Source organism: Roseateles chitinivorans (genome assembly GCF_002761755.1).
In the GTDB taxonomy this organism is placed as follows: domain Bacteria; phylum Pseudomonadota; class Gammaproteobacteria; order Burkholderiales; family Burkholderiaceae_C; genus Roseateles; species Roseateles chitinivorans.
On the sequence record NZ_PEOG01000036.1, the window covers coordinates 25,179 to 48,202 of the forward strand.

General features: G+C 69.0%; 19 protein-coding genes. 11 read left to right on the forward strand and 8 right to left on the reverse strand.

Features of this window, described 5'->3' with window-relative positions:
- Positions 1-54 precede the first annotated feature (54 nt).
- Positions 55-993, reverse strand: a complete 939-nt coding sequence (locus CS062_RS14340) for a LysR family transcriptional regulator (protein ID WP_099862294.1) — start codon at positions 991-993, stop codon at positions 55-57.
- Between the two features lie 122 nt (positions 994-1,115).
- Between CS062_RS14340 and lysA the strand changes: the two genes are divergently transcribed.
- The 3 genes from lysA to ahpF all read left to right on the forward strand — a co-directional run bounded on the left by lysA (position 1,116) and on the right by ahpF (position 4,888).
- On the forward strand, positions 1,116-2,378 hold the full coding sequence (lysA, locus tag CS062_RS14345; protein ID WP_099862295.1) for a diaminopimelate decarboxylase: 1,263 nt from the start codon (positions 1,116-1,118) through the stop codon (positions 2,376-2,378).
- Between the two features lie 186 nt (positions 2,379-2,564).
- Complete coding sequence (ahpC, locus tag CS062_RS14350) at positions 2,565-3,128, forward strand: alkyl hydroperoxide reductase subunit C (protein ID WP_099862296.1); 564 nt, start codon at positions 2,565-2,567, stop codon at positions 3,126-3,128.
- 206 nt (positions 3,129-3,334) lie between these two features.
- The gene (ahpF, locus tag CS062_RS14355) at positions 3,335-4,888 is read left to right on the forward strand and encodes an alkyl hydroperoxide reductase subunit F (RefSeq protein ID WP_099862297.1); all 1,554 of its coding nucleotides are present in this window, start codon (positions 3,335-3,337) and stop codon (positions 4,886-4,888) included.
- A gap of 156 nt (positions 4,889-5,044) precedes the next feature.
- Here ahpF and rarD read toward each other — a convergent pair whose 3' ends face one another.
- Positions 5,045-5,950, reverse strand: coding sequence for an EamA family transporter RarD (gene rarD, locus CS062_RS14360; RefSeq protein ID WP_099862298.1), 906 nt, complete (start codon positions 5,948-5,950; stop codon positions 5,045-5,047).
- Between the two features lie 133 nt (positions 5,951-6,083).
- Here rarD and CS062_RS14365 point away from each other — a divergent pair, with 133 nt between their 5' ends.
- Both CS062_RS14365 and CS062_RS14370 read left to right on the forward strand, forming a co-directional pair.
- The gene (locus CS062_RS14365) at positions 6,084-6,353 is read left to right on the forward strand and encodes a MoaD/ThiS family protein (RefSeq protein ID WP_099862299.1); all 270 of its coding nucleotides are present in this window, start codon (positions 6,084-6,086) and stop codon (positions 6,351-6,353) included.
- Between the two features lie 86 nt (positions 6,354-6,439).
- Positions 6,440-7,522 (forward strand): WD40/YVTN/BNR-like repeat-containing protein, encoded by a 1,083-nt coding sequence (locus tag CS062_RS14370; protein ID WP_099862300.1) that lies wholly within the window; start codon positions 6,440-6,442, stop codon positions 7,520-7,522.
- 89 nt (positions 7,523-7,611) lie between these two features.
- Here the strand turns inward: CS062_RS14370 and CS062_RS14375 are convergent, their stop codons facing one another.
- Positions 7,612-8,340: a pseudouridine synthase gene (locus tag CS062_RS14375; RefSeq protein ID WP_099862301.1), complete on the reverse strand. Its 729-nt coding sequence runs from the start codon at positions 8,338-8,340 to the stop codon at positions 7,612-7,614.
- Positions 8,341-8,631: 291 nt separating this feature from the next.
- Positions 8,632-9,078, reverse strand: coding sequence for a YchJ family protein (locus tag CS062_RS14380; RefSeq protein ID WP_438270478.1), 447 nt, complete (start codon positions 9,076-9,078; stop codon positions 8,632-8,634).
- Positions 9,079-9,158: 80 nt separating this feature from the next.
- Here CS062_RS14380 and CS062_RS14385 point away from each other — a divergent pair, with 80 nt between their 5' ends.
- The 3 genes from CS062_RS14385 (at position 9,159) to CS062_RS14395 (ending at position 13,281) form a co-directional block, all read left to right on the forward strand.
- Positions 9,159-11,591, forward strand: coding sequence for a UvrD-helicase domain-containing protein (locus CS062_RS14385; protein WP_099862302.1), 2,433 nt, complete (start codon positions 9,159-9,161; stop codon positions 11,589-11,591).
- A gap of 149 nt (positions 11,592-11,740) precedes the next feature.
- Positions 11,741-12,061 (forward strand): helix-turn-helix domain-containing protein, encoded by a 321-nt coding sequence (locus CS062_RS14390; protein WP_099862303.1) that lies wholly within the window; start codon positions 11,741-11,743, stop codon positions 12,059-12,061.
- Positions 12,058-13,281 (forward strand): HipA domain-containing protein, encoded by a 1,224-nt coding sequence (locus tag CS062_RS14395; protein WP_099862304.1) that lies wholly within the window; start codon positions 12,058-12,060, stop codon positions 13,279-13,281. The genes CS062_RS14390 and CS062_RS14395 overlap by 4 nt, the downstream gene beginning before the upstream one ends.
- Before the next feature lies 1 nt (position 13,282).
- Here CS062_RS14395 and CS062_RS14400 read toward each other — a convergent pair whose 3' ends face one another.
- From CS062_RS14400 to CS062_RS14415, 4 genes are all read right to left on the reverse strand, one after another.
- Positions 13,283-15,490: a PhoX family protein gene (locus CS062_RS14400; protein WP_099862305.1), complete on the reverse strand. Its 2,208-nt coding sequence runs from the start codon at positions 15,488-15,490 to the stop codon at positions 13,283-13,285.
- A gap of 125 nt (positions 15,491-15,615) precedes the next feature.
- On the reverse strand, positions 15,616-16,452 hold the full coding sequence (locus CS062_RS14405) for a BPSS1780 family membrane protein (RefSeq protein ID WP_099862306.1): 837 nt from the start codon (positions 16,450-16,452) through the stop codon (positions 15,616-15,618).
- Positions 16,449-17,432, reverse strand: a complete 984-nt coding sequence (locus CS062_RS14410) for a homoserine kinase (RefSeq protein WP_099862307.1) — start codon at positions 17,430-17,432, stop codon at positions 16,449-16,451. The genes CS062_RS14405 and CS062_RS14410 overlap by 4 nt, the downstream gene beginning before the upstream one ends.
- 55 nt (positions 17,433-17,487) lie before the next feature.
- Positions 17,488-17,832 (reverse strand): hypothetical protein, encoded by a 345-nt coding sequence (locus CS062_RS14415; RefSeq protein ID WP_099862308.1) that lies wholly within the window; start codon positions 17,830-17,832, stop codon positions 17,488-17,490.
- 114 nt (positions 17,833-17,946) lie between these two features.
- On the opposite strand from CS062_RS14415, the gene polA reads away from it, so the two are divergent.
- The 3 genes from polA to CS062_RS14430 all read left to right on the forward strand — a co-directional run bounded on the left by polA (position 17,947) and on the right by CS062_RS14430 (position 22,989).
- Positions 17,947-20,724, forward strand: coding sequence for a DNA polymerase I (polA, locus tag CS062_RS14420; protein WP_099862309.1), 2,778 nt, complete (start codon positions 17,947-17,949; stop codon positions 20,722-20,724).
- A 260-nt stretch (positions 20,725-20,984) separates the two neighbouring features.
- Positions 20,985-22,253, forward strand: a complete 1,269-nt coding sequence (locus CS062_RS14425; RefSeq protein ID WP_099862310.1) for a lipoprotein-releasing ABC transporter permease subunit — start codon at positions 20,985-20,987, stop codon at positions 22,251-22,253.
- Entirely contained in the window at positions 22,246-22,989 is a 744-nt protein-coding gene (locus CS062_RS14430) for an ABC transporter ATP-binding protein (protein WP_099862311.1), read from the forward strand. Before CS062_RS14425 ends, CS062_RS14430 begins: the two co-directional genes overlap by 8 nt.
- Positions 22,990-23,024: the final 35 nt, after the last annotated feature.

The following is a 23,024-nucleotide window of genomic DNA, read 5'->3' on the forward strand; positions in this document are numbered from 1 at the left end:
GACCGGTCCGTCGAGCGGACCGACCTGACGCCCTGAACGGCGCTGGCCTCGCGGTCAGCGCCGTTGTCGTTTGGTGCCGCTGGCGGCCTGCGCGGCGGCGGCCGGCGCGAGCGCGCGCTTCACGGCATCGATGAAGTCCTGCGCCAGCGCGTGGGTGGGGCGGTGCTGCGGCCACAGGGCCTGGATGCGGAAGGGGACCGACACCGAGAGTGGTCGGATGTGCAGCCCCGCTCCGGCGCAGGCCCGCGCCGTCAGCGGATTCACGAGCGCGATCCCCAGTTTTTCCTGGACCAGGGCGCACACGGCGATCGCGCTGTGCGTCTCCAGCTGCAGCCGGCGCTGGACGCCGGCGGCCGCGAAGATCGCGTCGAATTGACGGCGATAAGGGTCCTCCGACGACAGGCTCACAAAGCGTTCACCGTCGAAGTCCTGCGGTGTCAGCACGGTGCGTTCGAGCAGACGGTGGCCCGCCGGCAGCACGCAGACCTCGTCGAGTTCCGCCAGCGTCTCGCTGCGCGTGCCGGGCACCGTCGCGGAGACCTCGCTCAGGCCGACGTCGAAGCGCTGCGCCGCCATCCATTCCTCGAGCAGTGGGGACTCCTGCGGCGTCAGCGTCAGCCCTGCCTGCGGATGCCGGCCCGCCCAGTCGGCGCTCGCGGCGGGCAGCAGCGCATGGGCCAGCGCTGGAAGCGTCAGCACCTGCAACCGCTCGTCCTCAGCCCGCCGCAGTGCCTGCGCACGCGCGACCACCTGATCCAGGCCTTGATAGGCGCGTTGGACCTCGTCGAACAGCGCCAGCGCCCGCGCGGTGGGGCGCAGGCGGCCCGGCGCACGATCGAAGAGGACATAGCCCAGCAGCGACTCCATGCGCGCCAGATCGCGGCTGACCGTCGGTTGGGAGGTAAAGAGCAGTTGCGCCGCCGCGGTGACGCTGCCGGCGGTCATGACCGCGCGAAAGACTTCGATATGGCGATGCGTGATCGGTAGCGACATGGCGCAGCATAGCAGTCCATATCAACTGTGAATTCAGTCCGCAAAACAAAGCATTTGATTGAATGATGAGAGGCGGCGATGCTTGCGGCAGTCTGAACTGCGTCCCCCAAAGGAGTTCCGAGATGCCGCAAGCCCTTACCCCCGCCCGCGAACAGCAATTGCGCATGCTCGCCGCCCGCCACGGCACGCCGCTTTGGGTCTACGACGCGGCCATCATCCGGGCGCGCATCGCGGCGCTGAAGGGCTTCGACACCGTCCGCTTCGCGCAGAAGGCCTGTTCCAACACCCACATCCTCCGGCTGATGCGGGAGCAGGGCGTGAAGGTGGATTCGGTGTCACGGGGCGAGGTGCTGCGCGCCCTGGCCGCCGGCTACACCGTCGGTACCGGCGCTGACGCCGTCCACTCGGGCATCGTGTTCACCGCCGACCTGCTCGACCGGGAGACGCTTTCGACCATCGTGGCCCACCGCGTCCCGGTGAACGCCGGTTCGATCGACATGCTGGAGCAACTTGGCGAGGTCTCGCCCGGTCACCCGGTGTGGCTGCGCCTGAATCCGGGCTTCGGCCATGGCCACAGCAACAAGACCAACACAGGCGGAGAACACAGCAAGCACGGCATCTGGCATGAGCAACTGGGCGAGGCGCTGGCGGTCATTGCCCGTCGCGGGCTGACGCTGATCGGGCTGCACATGCACATCGGCTCCGGCGTGGACTATGCGCATCTGGGCCGCGTCTGCGGCGCCATGGTCGAACTGGTGCGCGTCGTTCGGGCCGCTGGTCAGGACCTGCAGGCGATCTCCGCCGGAGGCGGGCTCTCCATCCCCTATCAGGCGGGCGGTGAGCCGATCGATACCGCCCACTACTTCACCCTGTGGGACGCCGCCCGCAAGGAGGCGGAAAGCGTCATCGGTCATCGCCTGGCGCTGGAATTGGAACCGGGCCGCTACCTGGTCGCCGAATCGGGGGTGTTGCTCGCCGAGGTGCGTGCGGTGAAGACCCAGGGCCGCCAGCACTTTCTGCTGGTCGACGCCGGCTTCAATGAACTGATGCGCCCGGCGATGTACGGCAGCTACCACGCGATGAGCCTGCTCGCCGCCGATGGTCGGGAGCGGTCGCTGCGGTCGACCGTCGTCGCCGGGCCGCTCTGCGAGTCGGGCGACGTCTTCACCCAGGCCGAGGGCGGTGTGGTGCTGGCGCGGGAATTGCCGCAAGCGGAGGTCGGCGACTTGCTGGTCATCCATGACACCGGCGCCTATGGCGCCTCAATGTCCAGCAACTACAACAGCCGGCCGCTGATCGCCGAGGTGCTTGTGGACGGGGGCTCGGACCGACTGATCCGCCGCCGCCAGACGATCGAGGAGTTGCTGGCGCTCGAGGTGCTTTGAGCTCCCGACCGGGACAGGCGGCCTCGTGACGGCGTCATGACGCTTTCACTATCGTGCGCGGTTGTTTTGATAGTTTGGCTCAATAGGGATTCGCAATAGGCCGCATTGGGGAATTCAACCCCGTCGATAGCAGCGGCCCCCTATCATTCCGTCCATCCCATCAACCCTGACTCGAGAGACCAAGCAATGTCCCTGATCAACACCCAAGTCCAACCCTTCAAGGCCCAAGCGTTCCACAACGGCAAGTTCATCGAGGTCACGGAAGAGTCGCTCAAGGGCAAGTGGTCCGTGCTGATCTTCATGCCGGCCGCCTTCACCTTCAACTGCCCGACCGAAGTCGAAGACGCCGCCGACAACTACGCCGAGTTCCAGAAGCTGGGCGCCGAGGTCTACATCGTCACCACCGACACCCACTTCTCGCACAAGGTGTGGCACGAGACCTCGCCGGCCGTCGGCAAGGCCAAGTTCCCGCTGGTCGGCGACCCGACCCACGCGCTGACGAACGCCTTCGGCGTGCACATCCCGGAAGAAGGCCTGGCGCTGCGCGGCACTTTCGTGATCAACCCGGAAGGCGTGATCAAGACCCTGGAAGTGCATGACAACGCCATCGCCCGTGACGTCAAGGAAACGCTGCGCAAGCTGAAGGCCGCCCAGTACGTCGCCAAGAACCCGGGTCAGGTCTGCCCGGCCAAGTGGAACGAAGGCGACAAGACCATCGCCCCGTCGCTGGACCTGGTCGGCAAGATCTGAGGATCCCGCCCGAAGGGGTGAAGCGTCCTTCCAAGGAAGGACCTTCCCCCGACCGGTGATCCGGATGAGGACGTTCCTCTCCCCCTCACTGCACAAGCGTCGTTCGCGGACCCCTTCGGGCCGCGGGACGGCGTTCGGCCGCCCCTTCAACCTGCAAGGGGGGCCGGTTCTCGAAGTCGCTTGAAGAAATTTGAAAGGAAGCAACGATGTTGGACGACAACCTGAAGGCGCAGCTCAAGGCCTACCTGGAGCGGGTGACGCTGCCGTTCGAGATCGAAGCCTCCTTGAGCGACTCCGCGAGCTCCGCCGAGCTGAAGCAGCTGCTTCAGGACATCGCCGCGATGTCCGACAAGATCACGCTGCGCCTGGATGGCAACGATGCGCGCAAGCCCTCGTTCAGCCTCAAGCGCACGGGCACCGAGCAGAGCCTGCGTTTCGCCGGCATCCCGCTGGGCCACGAGTTCACCTCGCTGGTGCTGGCGCTGCTGTGGACCGGCGGCCACCCCCCCAAGGTCGAGCCATCGGTCATCGACCAGATCCAGGGCCTGGAGGGCGACTACGCCTTCGAGGTCTACATGTCCCTGACCTGCCACAACTGCCCGGACGTCGTGCAGGCGCTGTCGCTGATGTCGGTGCTGAATCCGCGCATCAAGACGGTGATCGTCGACGGCGCGCTGTTCCAGGACGAGGTCAATGCCCGCGAGATCATGGCCGTCCCGACGGTCTATCTGAACGGCCAGGAATTCGGCTCGGGCCGCATGACGGTCGAGGAGATCGCGGCGAAGCTGGACACCGGCGCGGCGGCCAAGGACGCGGCCAAGCTGTCGGCCAAGGACGCTTACGACGTGCTGATCGTCGGTGGCGGCCCCGCCGGGGCTGCGGCGGCGGTGTACGCGGCGCGCAAGGGCATCCGCACCGGCATCGCGGCCGAGCGCTTCGGCGGCCAGGTCAACGACACGCTGGCGATCGAGAACTACATCTCGGTGCTGTCCACCGACGGTCCGAAGTTCTCGATGGCGCTGGAGTCGCACGTCAAGGATTACGGCGTCGACGTGATGAACCTGCAGCGCGCCGACAAGCTGGTGCCGGCGACGACGCCGGGCGGCCTGATCGAGGTGCAGCTGGCCAATGGCGGCTCGCTCAAGAGCAAGACGGTGATCATTTCCACCGGCGCGCGCTGGCGCAATGTCAACGTTCCTGGCGAGCAGGAATACAAGAACAAGGGCGTGGCCTACTGCCCGCACTGTGACGGTCCGCTGTTCAAGGGTAAGCGGGTGGCGGTGATCGGCGGCGGCAACTCCGGCGTCGAGGCGGCGATCGACCTGGCCGGCATCGTGTCGCATGTGACGCTGCTGGAATTCGGCGATGCGCTGCGCGCCGACGCGGTGCTGGTCAAGAAGCTGGAAAGCCTGCCCAACGTGGTGATCCTGACGCAGGCGCAGACGACCGAGTTCACCGGCACGGCGGGCAAGCTCGACGGCCTGAACTACACCGACCGCGCCACCGGCGAGGCCCGGCGGATCGAGCTGGAAGGCGTGTTCGTGCAGATCGGCCTGGTGCCCAACACCGAATGGCTGCGCGGCACGGTGGAGCTGTCCAAGCACGGCGAGATCATCGTCGACGCCAAGGGCCAGACCTCGGTGCCGGGCGTGTTCGCCGCGGGTGACGCGACGACGGTGCCGTACAAGCAGATCATCATCGCCGCCGGCGACGGCGCGAAGGCCGCGCTCAGCGCGTTCGATCATCTGATCCGGAACTGATCCTCGGCTCAGGCCGGCTCGCTTAAGACAACGCCCCGAAAGGGGCGTTGTCGTTGGCGCTCTGGCAGCGAAGACCTTCGCCCCTCTCCCTCTCCCTCTCCGCCATCGGGCGAGGGAGAGGGAGCGGGAGAGGGGCACGAGGAGGGCAGCGGGTTCTCACCGCCGGCTACGCCAAATGCCTTCCGCGCTGTAGACCGCGAGCGCCGACCAGATCATCACGAAGCCGACCAGCCGCGCTCCCTCGAGCGGCTCCCGGTACAGCCACACGCCCAGCAGGAACTGGATCGTCGGCGACAGGTATTGCACGAGCCCGAGCGTTGTCAGCGTGATCCGGCGGGCCCCGGCGGCGAACAGCAGCAGCGGGATGGCGGTCAGCGGTCCGGCCAGCAACAGCCAGCCGAGAGGGCCGGCGTCGCCACCGGCGAAGGCGCTGGTGCCCTGGACCGTCCACCAGATCAGCGCCCCCGCCGCGAAGGGCGACAGGATCAGCGTCTCCAGCGTCAGCCCTTCGAGCGCCCCCAGATGGGCGGTCTTCCGCATCAGGCCGTAGAAGCCGAAGCTCAACGCCAGCACCAGGGCGATCCACGGCAGCCGCCCTGCCGTCACCGTCAGCCAGATCACGCCGGCCGCCGCCAGGCCGATCGCCAGCCATTGCACCGGCCGAAGCCGCTCGCGCAGGACCAGGAATCCCAGCATCACGTTGACCAGCGGGTTGATGAAGTAGCCCAGGCTGGCCTCCACCACATGGCCGTGCTGCACCGCCCACACATACACCAGCCAGTTGCTCGACAGCAGCAGCGCCGACAGCGCGCAAGTCGCCAGCAGCCGCGGCGACCGCAGCACCGGCCCCAGCCAGGCCCAGCGCCGCAGGACGGCGAGCACCAGCGCCACGAAGGCCAGCGACCAGACGGTTCGATGCGCGATGACCTCGAGCGCATTCACCTCGCTCAGGCGCTTGAAATACAGCGGGAACAGGCCCCAGGCGATGTAGGCGAGCGCCGCGTAGAGCATGCCGGTGCGGGCATGGGCGCGGTCCGCGGCGGTGGAGGTGTCGTTGGTCATGGCGGGCTGGCCGGGAGGGCCCGCGATTCTGCTCAAGCCGTCGGGTCCGCGTTGTCGAAGGGCTGAGGCGCCGTTCGTCGTCCCTGGTCGTCCCTCTTTTCTTGCGACGTGCTTCGTCGCAGGATCGCTGACCATGGCTCACGTCGAATTCACCGCCCAACTGCACCGCTACGTCGATACGCCGAAGCTCGACTGCGACGCCCGCACGTTGGGCGAAGCGCTCGCCCGGGCCTTCGACCGGAATCCGCGCCTGCGCGGCTACATCCTGGACGACCAGGGACACCTGCGCACCCATGTGGCCGTTTTCATCGACGGGCACCGCGCCCGGGACCGCAGCGGCCTGACCGACGCGCTGACGGCGCAGTCCAAGGTCTACGTGCTGCAGGCCTTGTCCGGGGGATAGGACCAGCAACGCCCGCGCGGACCTGTCGAGAACTGCTCCGCTCGAACGTCGTCACGGATGACGCCAGCCATCGCAAGGAGACACCGATGATCACCACCGCCTGGGCCGCCACGCGCAAGGGCCTGTTCGAACTTCGGCACGACCCCGCCTTGGGCGGCTGGTCGATCGGTCGCCACAGCTTCGTGGGGGATCCCGTCAGCATGGTGTTGCCGCCGCCAGCGGGAGGCGGACGCATGTTCGCGGCGCTGAACCTCGGTCATTTCGGCTGCAAGCTGCAGGCGTCCGACGACGGCGGCGCCACCTGGCGGGAACTGGCCGCCCCGGCTTTTCCCGAACAGCCCGAGGGCGCCGAGGGGCCGGCCTGGAAGCTGCAGCAGATCTGGGCGATGGAGCGCGGCGGCGACGGCCGGCTCTGGGCCGGCACGATTCCCGGCGCGCTGTTCGTCAGCGACGACCAAGGCGAAACCTGGCAACTCGTGGAGCCGCTCTGGCACAAGCCCGAGCGGCTGGGCTGGTTCGGCGGCGGCTATGACGCACCGGGCATCCACTCGATCAACATCGACCCGCGCGATCCCAGGCGGCTGCTGCTGGGCATCTCCTGCGGCGGCGCCTGGCGCAGCGACGACGGCGGCGCGACCTGGCGCATCAGCGCCAAGGGCATGCGTGCCGACTTCCTGCCGCCCGAACAGCAGGGCGAGGAGAACACGCAGGATCCGCATCGCATCGTCGCCAGCGCGGCGGACCCGGATGTGCTCTGGTGCCAGCACCACAACGGGGTGTGGCGCTCGGTCGACGGGGGCGCGCATTGGGACGAGATCAAGCCACCGCTGTCAGGTTTCGGCTTCGCGGTCGCCGCCCATGCGGGCGATGCCGACACCGCGTGGTTCGTGCCCGGCGTGAAGGACGAGAAGCGGCTGCCGGTGGACGGCGCGCTCGTCGTCAATCGCACGCGCGATGGCGGGAAGACCTTCGAGACGCTGCGGCAAGGCTTGCCGCAATCGCATTGCTACGACCTGATCTACCGCCATGGGTTGGCCGCCCATGACGACGGGCGGCGCTTGCTGATGGGAAGCACGACCGGCAACCTCTGGGCCACCGAGGACGCGGGCGATCGCTGGCAACTGGTGTCGGCGCACCTGCCGCCGATCTACGCAGTGCGCTTCGGCTGAGCGGGCCGCGTTCGCGCCGGATGCCGGCGCAGCGCGAGGGAGAGGTCGCGGGAGCGCTCCCCCCCCCGAGGGCGGGCGGGCGCCGATCCTCAGAGGAACGGTGCCCATTCAGGGCCGGGCTCGGCTTCCAGTTGAAGCGTCTCGCCGGTGACCGGATGCGTCAGCGTCAGGCGTTGCGCATGCAGCCACAACCGTTGCAGGCCGAAGTGGGCCGCCAGCGCGCGGTTCAGCGGGCCTTTGCCGTGGTTGGCATCGCCGACGATCGGATGCGCGATGTGCTTCAGATGGCGTCGGATCTGGTGACGCCGGCCCTGGACCGGCTCGCAGGCCATCAGCGCCAGACGCGTCGTTGGAAAGCGGGCGTCGGTGGCGATCGGCAATTCGATGCGGCGCGCGCAGGACCAGGCCGTCTGCGCCTCCAGGTGAGGCTGGCCGGCGGAAGGCAGTTCCGGATCGCGCGCGAGCGGGTGGTCGATGACACCGGCCTCCGACGCCGGCCAGCCGCGCACCAGCGCGAGGTAACGCTTGCTCGTGAGGCGCTCCGCGAGTGCCTGGCCCAGCGCGCTCGCGACCTCGGCGCCGAGCGCGAAGACGAGCACGCCCGAGGTGCCGCGATCGAGCCGGTGCGCCGGCCACACCGGCCGGCCGAGCTGGTCGCGCAGGCGCTGCAGCGCGGCGTCCTCCTCATGCGCATCGATCGCGGTGCGGTGCACCAGCAGCCCGGCGGGCTTGTCGATCACCGCGAGGTGGTCGTCCAGATGGAGGAGTCGCAGCGGCGGTGCCGGCGCCGGGGAACTGGGCGGAGCAGGGGGTGTCATGGCTGAAGGGGACGAGACGCGCACGCCTGGAGCGCTTTTTGCCTGCTTTTCCCCGTTTCGGGGGAGCGGACGGCAACAGGAGGGTTGGCCAAAATCCTGTCATGCCGCCTGCTCATCATCGCAGCAGGCATCCCGCGTTGCCGGCCCCGGCAGCGCGGTTCCATCCGGTCAGCAGCAGCCAGCAGGAGTCCACCATGCCCCAGGAGTTTCACGTCGGTCACCGCTCCCTCCTGGACCGGTTGCTGCTGGCGCTGGGCGGCGCGGTGCGGCGCGCGCCGGCGGTCCGGCTGGTCAGTCGATCTCCCCGTCCAGGTAGAGCCATGCGCCGTTCGCCCGCACGAAACGGCTGATTTCATGCATCCGGTGAGCGCGGCCGCCGACCTTGCTGCGCGCGACGAACTCCACCGTCTCGTGATCCGCGTCCTGGCGGCTGTGCCGACGCACTTCCAGGCCTAACCACTTCAGGTCGCGTTCGCCACGCTCGAGCGACTCGGGCCGCGTGTCCGGGTGCCAGGTGGCCAGCAGGTAATCGATCAGGTCCAGCGTGTAGGCCGTGTAGCGGGAGCGCATCAGCGCCTGCGCATCTGGCGCGGCGAGCGCGCCGGTCTCGGCGAAGGCGCGGTGCAGCGCGCCGCAGCAGGCGTCGTAGCCACGGCCGCTGCCACAAGGGCAAGCGCTCGCCGCCATGCCGGAGGGCGCCGCGCTGGTGGCCGCGGTCTTGGTCTTTTGGGGCTTCATGGGGGCGGCATCATGCCAGCGTCCGGGCCGGGCCGGCATCCTGTCACCGGCCGGCGCGGTCCGGAACTTAGAATGGCTGGATGAATTCCCAGGATTTCGGCGACGGCCGGCCGACCCCGCCGCAAGACGACCTGTTCACGCCGCGCGTGCCGCGCGGCCTGCTGGACAACCTCAACCCCGAACAGTACGCCGCGGTGACGCTGGGGCAGGAGCCCGCGCTGATCCTGGCGGGCGCGGGCTCGGGCAAGACGCGCGTGCTGACGACGCGCATCGCCTGGCTGATGAGCCAGGGCTACACGACGCCCGCCGGCGTGATGGCGGTGACCTTCACCAACAAGGCCGCCAAGGAGATGGTCACCCGCCTGTCCGCGATGCTGCCGGTGAATGTGCGCGGCATGTGGATCGGCACCTTCCATGGCCTGTGCAACCGCTTCCTGCGCGCGCACTGGAAGCTCGCCGGCCTGCCGCAGGGCTTCCAGATCCTGGATGCGGGCGACACCGTCTCCGCCATCAAGCGCGTGATCAAGGCGATGAACCTGGACGAGGAGCGCTTCGTTCCGAAGCAGGTTTCCTGGTTCATCGCCGGCGCCAAGGAAGACGGCCTGCGGCCCAAGGACATCGACCTGCGCGACGAGCAGACCCGCAAGCTGGTCGACATCTACCAGGCCTACCAGGACCAGTGCACCCGCGAAGGCGTCGTCGACTTCGCCGAGCTGATGCTGCGCTCCTACGAGCTGATGCGCGACAACCAGGCGGTGCGCGAGCATTACCAACGCCGCTTCCAGTACGTCCTGGTCGACGAGTTCCAGGACACCAACAAGCTGCAGTACGCCTGGCTGAAGATGTTCGCGCCGCCGGGGCGCGGCCAGGGCGTGTTCGCCGTCGGTGACGACGACCAGAGCATCTACGCCTTCCGTGGCGCGCGGGTCGGCAACATGGCCGATTTCGAGCGCGAGTACCGGGTGCGCCAGGTCGTCAAGCTGGAACAGAACTACCGCAGCTTCGGCAACATCCTGGACGCGGCCAACGCGCTGATCAGCAACAACAGCCGGCGCCTGGGCAAGAACCTGCGCACCGAGGCCGGCCCCGGCGAGCCGGTGCGCATCCACGAGGCCAGCAGCGACTTCGCCGAGGCCCAGTGGCTGCTCGAGGAGGCGCAGGCATTGCACCGCCAGGGCCTGCCGCGCAGCGAGATCGCGGTGCTCTACCGCAGCAACGCGCAGTCCCGGGTGATCGAATCGGCGCTGTTCAATGCCGGCATCCCCTATCGCGTCTACGGCGGCCTGCGCTTCTTCGAGCGCGCCGAGGTCAAGCATGCGCTGGCCTACCTGCGCCTGCTCGAGAACCCCAACGACGACACCAGCTTCCTGCGCGTCGTCAACTTCCCGGCCCGCGGCATCGGCGCGCGCACCATCGAGCAGCTGCAGGACGCCGCGCGACCGAGCGGGCGCTCGCTGGTGCAGAGCGTCGGCGCCGTCGGCGGCCGCGGCGGCGCGAGCCTGGGCAACTTCGTCGCGCTGATCGACGCGCTACGGGAGGCCACCACCGGCCTGACGCTGCGGGAGATCATCGAGCACGTCATCGAGCATTCCGGCCTGGCCGAGTTCTATCGCGCCGAGAAGGAGGGCGAGGAGCGGCTGGAGAACCTGGGCGAACTGGTCAATGCCGCCGAAGCCTTCGTGACGCAGGAGGGTTTCGGCAAGGACGCGGTGGCGCTGCCGGTGGACGAGCATTCCCCGGGCGCGATCGCCGAGGGGTTGCCGGCGGCGGTGGCGCCGGCGGCGCCGGCCACCCCCGATGCCGAGACCGGCGAGATCATTTCGCCGCTGGCGGCCTTCCTGACGCATGCCTCGCTGGAGGCGGGCGACAACCAGGCCCAGGCCGGGCAGGACGCGATCCAGCTGATGACGGTCCACTCGGCCAAGGGCCTGGAGTTCGACGCGGTGTTCATCACCGGCCTGGAGGAGGGCCTGTTCCCGCATGAGAACTCGCTGTCCGACGCGGACGGACTCGAGGAAGAGCGCCGGCTGATGTACGTGGCCATCACCCGTGCGCGGCAGCGGCTCTACATCAGCTTCTGCCAGACCCGCATGCTGCACGGCCAGACCCGCTACAACATCAAGAGCCGCTTCATGGAGGAGCTCCCGGAGGAGACGCTGAAGTGGCTGACGCCCCGCAACCAGGGCTTCGGCTCGGGCTTCGCGCGGGACTACCAGCAGGCCTGGCAGCGCGGCTCGGGGCTGAAGTCCATGGTCGGCGCTGGCCGCGTCGATCCGGCCGGCTTCCCGCAGGCGCCGGTGCCCAGCGCGATGAAGCAATCCGCCGCCGAGAAGACCGGTGACGAGCACGGCGGCTTGCGCGTCGGCAAGGGCGTGTTCCACAACAAGTTCGGCGAGGGCGTGCTGCTGACGCTCGAGGGCAGCGGGCCCGACGCGCGGGCGCAGGTCAATTTCGGTCGCCACGGCACCAAGTGGCTGGCGCTCAGCGTGGCCAAGCTGACGCCGATCGACTGATCCGAGGGCATTCGGCGGCGCATGCACGGCGGTACGCCGCGCCGGCCGGATGAGCGCAGAATGCGCGAGGCATCAAAGATTCCAGCAAACAGGAATCACGATTGCCGGGAGGGAGATCCGATGACTGTGTTTTTGATTCTGGAATCTCCATGCGTACTGTCGTACCGATCGATCCCCCGGACGATCCGATGATTGAAGACGCGGTCGCGCTCGGCAATGCCGTGCGCGCCGCGCGAACCACGGCGCGCCTGCCGCTGGTCGAGGCCGCCGAGGCGCTGGGCATGTCGCGCCAGACGCTGATCAACATCGAGACCGGGCAGGGTGGCGTGAGCCTGTCGACCGTGCTCAAGGCGGCAAGAGCCCTGGGCGTCAGCCTGTTCGCCGTGCCCTCGCAGCAGCGCGAGGTCGTGCGCCGCGCGATCCGCACCGCGCGCGACTCGAAGTTCTCCGACCTCGACGAGGATGCATGAGCGGTCTGGAGGTCTGGCTCGACGAGCATGAGGTCGGGTGGCTGCGCCCGATCGGAACGGGCGAGCCGGGCATGTCACCGGGTCTGTCCTTCGCTTACCTGGCACGCTGGACCGCCGAGGTCCTGGCATATCCGCTGGCGCCGTCGCTGCCCTTGCCGGCGCGCGGCGGACCGGGCAGCGAGTCGCGGGACGAAGCCGTCCTGCGCTGCTTCGACCGGTTGCTGCCGGGAGGCGACCTCCGCCGCGCCACCTGCTCGGCGCTCGGCCTGTCGGCGGACGACCTGGTCGGCGCGCTGCGACGGCTCGGTCACGACCTGGCTGGCGCCGTCCGGCTGGTCGACCCGCAACAGGAGCGCACCGTCGGCCTGTCGCAACGGCTCATCGCGCGTGAGGAACTGTCCGAACGCCTGCGCCAACCGGAGGCGTCGCCGCTGGCCGCCTGGGACGGGCAGGTCCGCGGCGCGCTGCCCGGGCGTCGCGACAAGCTCGGTGTCTACGTCGAACCGGACGGCGGCTGGTACCTTGTCGATGGCCCGCAGATGGCGTCGACCCATGTGCTCAAGCCGGCGCCCCACGGCGAGCCTGGCCGGCCGTTCAACGAGTACTTCTGCATGCGCCTGGCCGCACGGGCGGGCCTGGACGTCGCCCCGGTGCAACTGCATCGGGTGCCGGAGCCGGTCCTGCTGGTCGAGCGCTTCGACCGCCAGCGGCTGGACGATGGGCGGGTGCGGCGGCTGCATGCGATCGACGCCAGCCAGGCGCTGGACCAGCCGGCGGTGTCGTTGCCGGCGCTGTTCTCGCTGCTCCGGCACAGCCCGACGCCGCTGGTCGACAGCCGCTCGCTGCTGCGCTGGGTCGTGTTCCGCCAGCTCATCGGCAGCGGTCCGTCCTCGCTGGACAACGTGTCCTTCCTCGTCGACCACGGCGGGCTGCGCCTGGCGCCGGCGCACGGGCTCGCCGGCGGTTCGCCGGACGCCCAGGCGTTCACCGCCGAGGACTGGGTCGCGCTCGCCCGCGACGCAGACATCGCGCCACGCGCGCTTGCGCTGGAGCTCAAGCGAATGAGCGAGGCCCTGCGCATGCATGCACAGGGCCTCGCGGAAGAGATGGCGCAGGAGCTGGGGGGCGACCTGCCACGATCGGCGATCGACCGCGTGCTGGCGGTGGTGGCCGCGGAGGGCGACCGTCAGGCCGCCCTCGCGCCGGACATCACGCGCTAGCTCAGATGCCGATCTCGCCGCCGTCCTTGCGGGTGACGACCACGGTGGCCGAGCGGGGACGCTTCTTCGCCGTCGTGTCGGTCTGGTTGGCCGGCCAGTAGCTGCCGAAGGTCTTGGCCGCCCAGTCCGGCGCGGTGTCCTCGCCCGGATGCTGCACATTGAAGAACAGCGTCTTGTGATCCGGCGTCATCGCGATGCCGGTGATCTCGCACTCCTTCGGGCCGACCAGGAAGCGACGCAGCGTGTCGGCCGAGGCCTTGGCGCCAGCGCGCGTCTGGGTGCCGCCCGCGGCCGTCGCCACGCCGCCGTCGCCGACCTTGCCCGGCAGCGCCGCCAGCATCATGCAGTTGGTGACGTCGGTGTAGGCGCCGTCGTCGGTCTGGATCCACAGCATGCCGCGCTTGTCGAAGTACAGGCCGTCGGGGCTGGAGAAGTCGTTGACGTCGGTGAGCGAGGACAGGTTGACGTCCGCCGCCGCATCGGATTGCGCGCCGAACAGGTAGACGTCCCAGGTCATCTTGGTGACGTCGGCCGCGTCTTCCTTCCAGCGGATGATGTGGCCGTTCGGGTTGCCCTTCTGCGTGGCGGTGCCCTTCATGTCCTCGTAGTAGCGCGGGTTCGCGGCGTCCGGCTTGAGCTGGCTGCCGGTCGGCGTCGCGGTGGTGGCCACGCGGTTGCTGTTGTTGGTCAGGGTCATGTAGACCTCGCCGTTGGTCGGATGCACCGCGCCCCACTCGGGACGGTCCATCTTGGTGGCGCCGAGGATGTCCGCCGCGATGCGGGCGTTGATGACCACGTCGCCCTGATTGGCGAAGGCATAGGTCGTGTTGGCGGCATCGAGGCCGTTCTTGCCGAAGCTGAGCTCCAGCCAGTTGCCGGTGCCGTCGGCATTGAACTTCGCCACGTACAGCGTGCCCTCGTCCAGGTACTTGGCGCCGGCGGTCATGCCCTTGCCCACGTCGGCCGCATCCCAGTTGGCCTTGGAGACGAACTTGTAGATGTACTCGTTGCGCGAGTCGTCGCCCATGTAGATCACGATCGGCTTGCCGGCGACGGCCTCCGCCGGCCAGGCGCCTTCATGGTTGAAGCGGCCCAGGGCGGTGCGCTTGGCCGGCGTCGAGTCCGGCGCGAACGGGTCGATCTCCACCACCCAGCCGAAGGTGTTGATCGTGTTGCGGTAGTCGGCCGTGGCGGCGGCGCCGGTCACCGACGAATTCCAGCGCGCATACAGGTCGGCCGTGCCCGCGGTCTCCCACAGGTAGGGGCTCTTGCGGTTCTGCGGCAGGCCGTAGCGGTTCATGCTGACCACTTCCTTGGCGCTGCGCAGCGCATCGTCGCCAGCGGCACGGCTGATCACGTTGAGGTAGTTCTCCTCGCAGGTCAGGTAGGTGCCCCACGGGGTGTAGCCGTTGGCGCAGTTGTTGTTGGTGCCGCGGGTCTGCACCGCGGTCGGGCTGAACAGCGTCTGCAGCAGCGCGTTGCCCTTGGCCGGGCCGGTGATGTCCATCGTCGTGGCCGAGGTCACGCGGCGGTTGTAGCGCGAGCCGCGGACCATCGTCGTGTTGGCGCCGTCGCGCTTGACCTCGACGACGCTGACGCCATGCGCGTAGATCTCCTTCTCGACCTCGGCGGCGTTGCGCGTGGCACCGGCGGCGCGGCCGGCCGGATGCAGGCCGTAGGGCGCGACGACGTATTCATGGTTCACCGCCAGCAGGCCGCGGTCCGAGCGCTTGGCATCGAAGGCGCCGGCGTCGCTCATGCCGAACCAGTACATGCCGTCGTGACCGTCGCCGATGCGGCGGTTGTAGGAGTCGGCGGCCTCGGAGCCGTCGTCCTTCCAGGACTCGTCGCCGAAGTGCATCGGGTCGCCCAGCGCATGCAGGATGCTGACGTTGTAGCCCTCGGGCACCGTCACCAGGTCGTTCTTGTTCTTGGCGACCGCGGTGAAGCCGATCTTCAGCGCCGGCGCGGGGGCCGGGGCGGGCGCAGGGGCCGGCGTGTCGTCATCGCTGCCGCAGGCGCTGAGGAGGGAGCCGCCGAGCAGCGCGGCCGCGGTGGTGCTGATGCCGCCCTTCAGGGCGACGCGGCGCGACAGGCGCGCGGCGAGGATGTCCTCGAAATGGGGATTGGCGGACGGGTTGACGACCGCGTCTTCGTCGTATTCGTTGACGTCGGACTGGCTGGCAACGATGTCGTGCTGCTTGCTCATTCTTGAAGGCTCCGCTGCAAATGAAAAGGCGGGCGGATTCTGCGAAGAGCAAGTGACGATGCTGTGAAATCGTTGTGAGGAGTTCCCCCTGGACACGCGCGGGCGCAGGGCGCCCGGCGGGCGGGTCAGCCGGGCGTGCCCGGCGTGCCGGAAGACTCCGGCAGGTCGCGCGGCGCGCCGAACATGAAGCAGTCGATGAACACGAAATACATCGAACAGAACTGGGCGGTGGCCAGCGCCATCACCAGCGGCACCGCCAGCACCTGCGCCAGGCCTGGCTGTCCCAGCAGCACCGCGAACAGGGTCAGCACGATCAGGCCGGCGAAGCTCAGGCCGATCCAGGCCACCCCGAACAGCGCGTAGGCGCCCTTGTTGCGCCACAGGCCCAGCACCGACGAGAACAGCGACTGCATCACGCCCTGGCCACCCCAGTGGATCAGCGCCGGCGCGAGCGTGAAGGGCACCAGCACGGCCATCAGCAGGACCATGCGTAGCAGCCCGCCGAAGAAGAGCATCGGATTGGCGGCCATGGCGGCCTCGATCGCGGCGTCGCTCTGGCCGCTCTGGCGCATCTCGAGCAGCGTCAGCAGCGCGCCGCCGTCCACCAGCAGCGACAGCGCGCCGGCGGCCATCAAGGACAGCGCGCAGGCCAGGCCCAGCAGCAGCTGCGCGCGGCGCCGCTCGGGGGTGAGCCGCAGTGGCTGCAGGAACACCGAGGCGGTGGGCGTCTGCGCCTGCAGGACCTGATGGGCGGCCAGCATGAAGCCCAGCGACATCAGCGGCAGCGAGCCCGCCGACAGCAGTTGCCCGATCAGCGGCACGAAGTTGATGGCGATGTTGAACAGCGCGAACAGGCCGAACAGGCCGATCAGCGCGATCGGCTTGCGCTGCAGCACCTTCAGTCCATGGCGCACCCACAGCAGGCCGTTGCGCGGCGGGACCGATTGGAGGTGCAGCATCATGGAAGGGACTCCAGCGCATGCCACGGCTTGGCGATGCGCTCGCGCAGGACGCGCTCGAAATGGGTGGGATCGTGGGGCTTGAGCAGGCTGGCCTCGCGGGGCAAGTGGAAGTCCCACAGCCGGGAGATCCAGAAGCGCAGGGCGGCGGCGCGCAGCAGGCCCGGCAGCAGGCGGTGCTCGGCGCCGGTCAGCGGACGCACCGATTCATAGGCCTTGACGAAGGCGGTGGCCCGCTGCTCGTCCAGGCGCCCGCTGTCCAGGTCGATGCACCAGTCGTTCAGGCAGACGCACAGGTCGAACAGGAAGCTGTCGACGCCGGCGAAGTAGAAGTCGAAGAAGCCGCTCAGGCGCTCACGGCCGGGCAGTCCGTCGAACATGACGTTGTCCCGGAACAGGTCGGCATGGATGGGACCGCGCGGCAGCGCCGCGGCGCTCGGCGCGAGCTGTTCCTGGAAGGCCAGTTCGGCTTGGAGCAGCGCGGCCTGCTCGGGCGTGAGGTGCGGGAGCACCACCGGGACGGTCTCGCGCCACCACGGCAGGCCTCGCAGGTTGTCCTGGTGCAGGGGGAAGTCCTGGCCGGCCAGGTGCATGCGCGCCAGGCCGGCGCCGACCTGCTCGCAGTGGAACTGGTCCGGCGCCAGCTGGTGGCCGCCGCGCAGCTTGTCCACGACCGCGGCCGGCTTGCCGGCGATCGTGTGCAGGATGCGGTCCTGCGCGTCGGGCTGCGGCGCGGGCACCGGCACGCCCTTGCGCGCCAGATGCCGCATCAGCTCCAGGTAGAACGGCAGCTGCTCGAAGCTCAGGCGCTCGAAGATCGTCAGCACGTACTCGTGCGGCTCGCCGTCGCGGGCGGTCGTGACGAAGTAGTTGGTGTTCTCGATGCCGGCGGTGATGCCCTTGAGCGCCTGCAGCTCGCCCAGGGCCAGGGTGTCCAGCAGCGCTTGCGCCTGCTGGGTCGAGACGTCGGTGAATACGGCCATGAAGGGGGAGAAGGAACGGACCGGAGGCCGACCCGCGCGGGTCGCGCCCGGGCGGTCAGAAATTGAAGAGGCGCCAGACCCGGGAGCCCGCGTTGCCGCGGTCGGCGCCCTGGCGGGTGGGGATGTCGCGACCGCTGTCGCCGAGCAGGATTTCGTACTCGGGCGCCTTGCTGTCCTTGTTCTTGACCACGACCTTTTGGGTCAGGCCCCGCACCCGGGTCTCCTCGATACGGACCTTGTCGTCCTCGTTGACGAGCTGCTCGACCTTCACCTCGGGCACGTCGCGGAACTTCACCGGTTCGGCTGGCGCGGGGGCCGGGGGCGGCGCGTCGGCCGCATGGACCTGGAGCGCGGTGGCGGCCAGGAGGGCGAACAGGGCGGCGAGGCGGGTGGTTTTCATGGTGGCGCCGATTCTATGCCCGCCTCCTCGAAAACCCTGTTCCCTTGGGCGAGGGGCCGCGTCAGGCGCAGGCTGCTGACACGGCGGATGGCGCGCGCCTGCAACAATGGCGGGATGAGCAAACCCCTGATGCTGCTGGTCGACGGTTCCAGCTACCTCTATCGCGCCTATCACGCCATGCCCGACCTGCGCGGGCCCGAGGGCCAGCCCACGGGCGCCATCCACGGCATGGTGGCGATGCTCAGGAAGCTGCGCGACGACTACGGCGCCGAGCACGCCGCCTGCGTTTTCGACGCCTCCGGCCCGACCTTCCGCGATGAGTGGTACCCGGAGTACAAGGCCCAGCGCGCCCCGATGCCCGAGGACCTGCGGGCCCAGATCGAGCCGATCCACGAGGTGGTGAAGCTGCTGGGCTGGCCGGTGCTCACCGTGCCCGGCATCGAGGCGGACGACTGCATCGGCACGCTGTCGCGGGTGGCTGCGCAGGCGGGGCACCAAGTGGTGATCTCGACCGGCGACAAGGACCTGGCGCAGCTGGTCACCCCTGACGTCACGCTGATCAACACGATGAGCAACGAGAAGCTGGACGAGGCCGGGGTGGTGGCCAAGTTCGGCGTGCCGCCGGACCGGATCGTCGACTACCTGACGCTCATGGGCGACACCGTCGACAACGTCCCCGGTGTCGAGAAGGTCGGCCCGAAGACCGCGGCGAAATGGATCGGAGAGCATGGCTCGCTGGATGGCGTCATCGCCAATGCCGACAAGATCAAGGGCGTGGCCGGCGACAACCTGCGCAAGGCGCTGGACTGGCTGCCGATGGGCCGCAAGCTGGTGACCGTCAAGCTGGACTGCGACCTGTGCCTGCATGTGACCGGCTGGCCGGCGCTGGAGGCGCTCGCCTTCAATCCGGTCGACGAAGCGGGGCTGCTGGAGTTCTATGCGCGCAACGGCTTCAAGACCTGGAAGCGCGACCTGGAGGCCCGCCTCGGCGGCGAGGCGCCCAAGCGCGCCGCGCCCCAGGCCGATCTCGGCGGCGCGCCCCCCGCCGACGCGTTCGCGGAACATGCCCATCCCGCGATCCCGCTGGACAAGCGCTACGAGACGATCGTCGACCTGTCGCGCCTGGACGCCTGGATCGAGCAGTTGAACGCGGCCGAACTGGCCGCCTTCGACACCGAGACCGATTCGCTCGATCCGATGCAGGCGCGCATCGTCGGCCTCAGCTTCAGCGTCAAGCCGGGTGAAGCCGCCTACATCCCGCTGCGCCATGAAGGTCCCGACGCGCCCGAGCAGTTGCCGATGGACGAGGTGCTCGCCCGCCTGAAGCCGTGGCTCGAGGATCCGCTGAAGAAGAAGGTCGCCCAGAACGTCAAGTACGACACCCATGTGCTGGCCAATCACGGCATCGCCGTGCAGGGCACCGCCTACGACACGATGCTCGAGAGCTATGTGCTGGAGGCGCATCGCAGCCACAGCCTGGAGGCGCTGGCGGACCGCGTGCTCGGCCGCAAGGGGCTGAGCTACGAGGACCTGTGCGGCAAGGGCGCGCATCAGATCCCGTTCGCGCAGGTCGAGGTGGCCAAGGCCTCCGAGTACTCGTGCGAGGACTCCGAGATGTGCCTGCACGTGCACCAGACGCTGATGCCGCGGCTGGCGGCGGACGAGGGCCTGAAGTTCATCTACGAGCAGGTCGAGATGCCGGTGTCGGCGCTGCTGGCCCGCATCGAACGCACCGGCGTGCTGATCGACGCGGCGAAGCTGCAGGCGCAGAGCGCCGACCTCGGCCAGCGCATGGTCGCCGCCGAGCAGGCGGCCTACGAGATCGCCGGCCAGCCGTTCAACATCGGCTCGCCCAAGCAGATCGGCGAGATCCTGTTCAACCGCCTGGGCCTGCCGGTGGTCAAGCGCACCGCGACCGGCGCGCCGTCGACGGACGAGGAGGTGCTGGAGAAGCTGTCCGCGGACTTCCCGCTGCCGGCCAAGATCCTGGAGTACCGCGCGCTGTCCAAGCTCAAGAGCACCTACACCGACAAGCTGCCGCTGATGGTGAACGCCAGGACGGGCCGGGTGCATACCACCTATTCGCAGGCGGTGGCGGTGACGGGGCGGCTGTCCAGCAACGAGCCCAACCTGCAGAACATCCCGATCCGCACGGCCGATGGCCGCCGCGTGCGCGAGGCCTTCATCGCGCCGCCGGGCCACCACATCGTGTCGGCGGACTACTCGCAGATCGAGCTGCGGATCATGGCGCACATGAGCGAGGACCCGGGCCTGCTCAAGGCCTTCCAGGAGGGGCAGGACGTCCACCGGGCGACGGCGGCGGAGGTGTTCGGCGGCGGGCTGGACGGGGTCACGCCGGAGCAGCGCCGCTATGCCAAGACGATCAACTTCGGTCTGATCTACGGCATGGGCGCGTTCGGGCTGGCGCAGTCGCTGGGCATCGAGCAGAAGGCGGCGAAGGATTACATCGACCGCTACTTCACCCGGTTCGCGGGCGTGCGGCGCTACATGGACGACACGAAGCAGTTCGCGAAGGAGAAGGGCTACGTCGAGACGGTCTTCGGGCGGCGTCTGTGGCTGCCGGAGATCAACTCGGGCAATGGCCCGCGCCGCAGCGGCGCGGAGCGCCAGGCGATCAACGCGCCGATGCAGGGCACGGCGGCGGACTTGATCAAGCTGGCGATGATCGCGGTGCAGCAGGCCTTGGACGAGCAGGGCAAGCGGACGCGGATCGTGATGCAGGTGCATGACGAACTGGTCTTCGAGGTGCCGGACGAGGAGCTGGACTGGGTGAAGTCCGAGGTGCCGACGCTGATGGCTGGCGTTGCCGCGCTGAAGGTGCCGCTGCTGGCCGAGGTGGGCGTCGGTGCCAACTGGGACGAGGCGCACTGACGTCGCAGTGGGCGGCTCGGTGCATCGCGGGTTGCGGGACGGGCCCGAGGCCGTCGGTGTTGCGAGCCTCCAGGACTGACTGGGGCGCCGTCTGTCCGAGCGCAGCGAACCGCAGGTGAGCGGAGCGAGTTGGCGCCCTGCGAGCGGCGCCGACGGCCTCGGGCCCGTCCCGCAACCCGTCGCTCCCCATCCCGCAACCCGTCGCTCATCAGCGTGCCCTAAGCGCTCCGCCCAAAGGGAGCGGTTAGCATCCACCCCCTATGAATTGGCCCTATGAGTTGCAGATCGGCTGGCGCTACACGCGAGCCGGGCGTGGGGGGCGCCGCAACCGCTTCATCTCCTTCATCTCCGGTGTGTCGATGTTCGGCATCGCGCTCGGCGTTGCTGCCTTGATCATCGTGCTGTCGGTGATGAACGGCTTCCAGAAGGAAGTGCGCTCGCGGATGTTGTCGGTGATCGCGCATGTGGAGTTGCTGAACGACAGCGGCGAGGGCTTGCCGGACTGGCGCGCCGTCGCCGACGCGGCGAAGAAGAATCCCGAAGTGGTGGCGGCGGCGCCGTTCGTCGCTGGCCAGGCCTTGATCGCGCGGGGTTCCGACATGCGGGGCACGATCGTGCGGGGCATCGACCCCGCGTTCGAGCCGGGCGTGACGCCGATCGCGGCGGAGCTGGCGAAACAGGGGCTGCTGGAGCGCCTTGTACCGGGCCAGTGGAACGTGATCCTGGGTGTGGAACTGGCACGCCAATTGGGCGTTCAGCGGGGCGACAAGATCACGCTGGCGATTCCATCGGGCCAGGTGACGCCGCTGGGCGTGCAGCCGACATTGCGCCAGTTCACGCTGGTCGGTGTCTTCGAGGCGGGGCATTACGAATACGACAGCGGTCTGGCGTTGATCCATGTGGCCGATGCCGCCAAGGTCTTCCGCACTGGCACGCCGAGCGGCGTGCAGCTCAAGCTGCGCGATGTCCAGCAGGCCCGCGAGGTCGGCGCCCAGTTGCAGCGGGAGATGCTGCGGGAGGGCCGTGGCATCTACGTGCGCGACTGGACCCGCACCAACGCGAACTGGTACGACGCGGTCCAGGTCGAGAAGCGGATGATGGGCATCATCCTGACCCTGATCGTCGCAGTGGCGGCCTTCAACCTGGTGTCGACGCTGGTGATGACGGTGACCGACAAGCAGGCCGACATCGCGATCCTGCGCACGCTCGGGGCGAGCCCGCGCTCGATCATGAGCGTGTTCATGATCCAGGGCGCGCTGGCCGGCGTGATCGGCACGCTGGGCGGCCTGGGCCTGGGCCTGGTGGTCGCGCACAACCTGGACGTGATCGTGCCCTTCATCGAGCGGCTGCTGCACACGACCTTCCTGCCGGCCAGCATCTACGTGATCAGCCACATGCCGAGCGATCCGCAATGGTCGGACATCGTGCCGATCACCGTGACCTCGCTGATCCTGGCGTTCGTCGCGACGCTGTATCCGAGCTGGCGCGCCAGCCGCGTCCAACCGGCGGAGGCGCTGCGCTATGAATGAAGTGAAGGACATGACGCCGGCGAAGGCGGCCGCGACCGCGCGCCTCCCCGCGGGGCAGGTGGTGCTGCAGGGGCTGGGCCTGGGCAAGCGCTTCGTCGAGGGACCGCTCGATGTGCAGGTCTTCCAGGGCCTGGACCTCACGGTGAAGGCCGGCGAGACGCTGGCGGTGCTGGGCGCCTCGGGGTCGGGCAAGAGCACGCTGCTGCACCTGCTCGGCGGGCTGGACAAGCCCTCGGCCGGTCGGGTCGAGCTGATGGGCCGCGACCTCGGCACGCTCGGTGAGCAGGCGCGCGGCGAATGGCGCAACCAGCACCTGGGATTCATCTACCAGTTCCACCACCTGCTGCCGGAATTCAGCGCGCTGGACAACGTCGCGATGCCGCTGCGCATCCGCCGCGTGCCGCAAGAGCAGGCGCGGGAGCAGGCCGCTCGCGTGCTGGCGCGGGTGGGCCTGGGCGAGCGGGTGCAGCACCGGCCCGGCGAGCTGTCCGGCGGCGAGCGCCAGCGCGTGGCGATCGCCCGGGCGCTGGTCACCGGCCCGGCCTGCGTGCTGGCCGACGAGCCCACCGGCAACCTGGACCGCAGTACCGCCGCGACGGTCTTCGACCTGATGCTGGAGATGGCTCGCGAACTCGGCACCGCCTTCGTGATGGTCACGCACGACCAGGATCTGGCGATGCGCTGCGAGCACCAGCGCCGTCTGGTCGGCGGCGCGCTGCAGCCGCTGAAGGCCTGAACGGGGCGAGGCGCGGCGGTCCCGAGGCTGGGTTG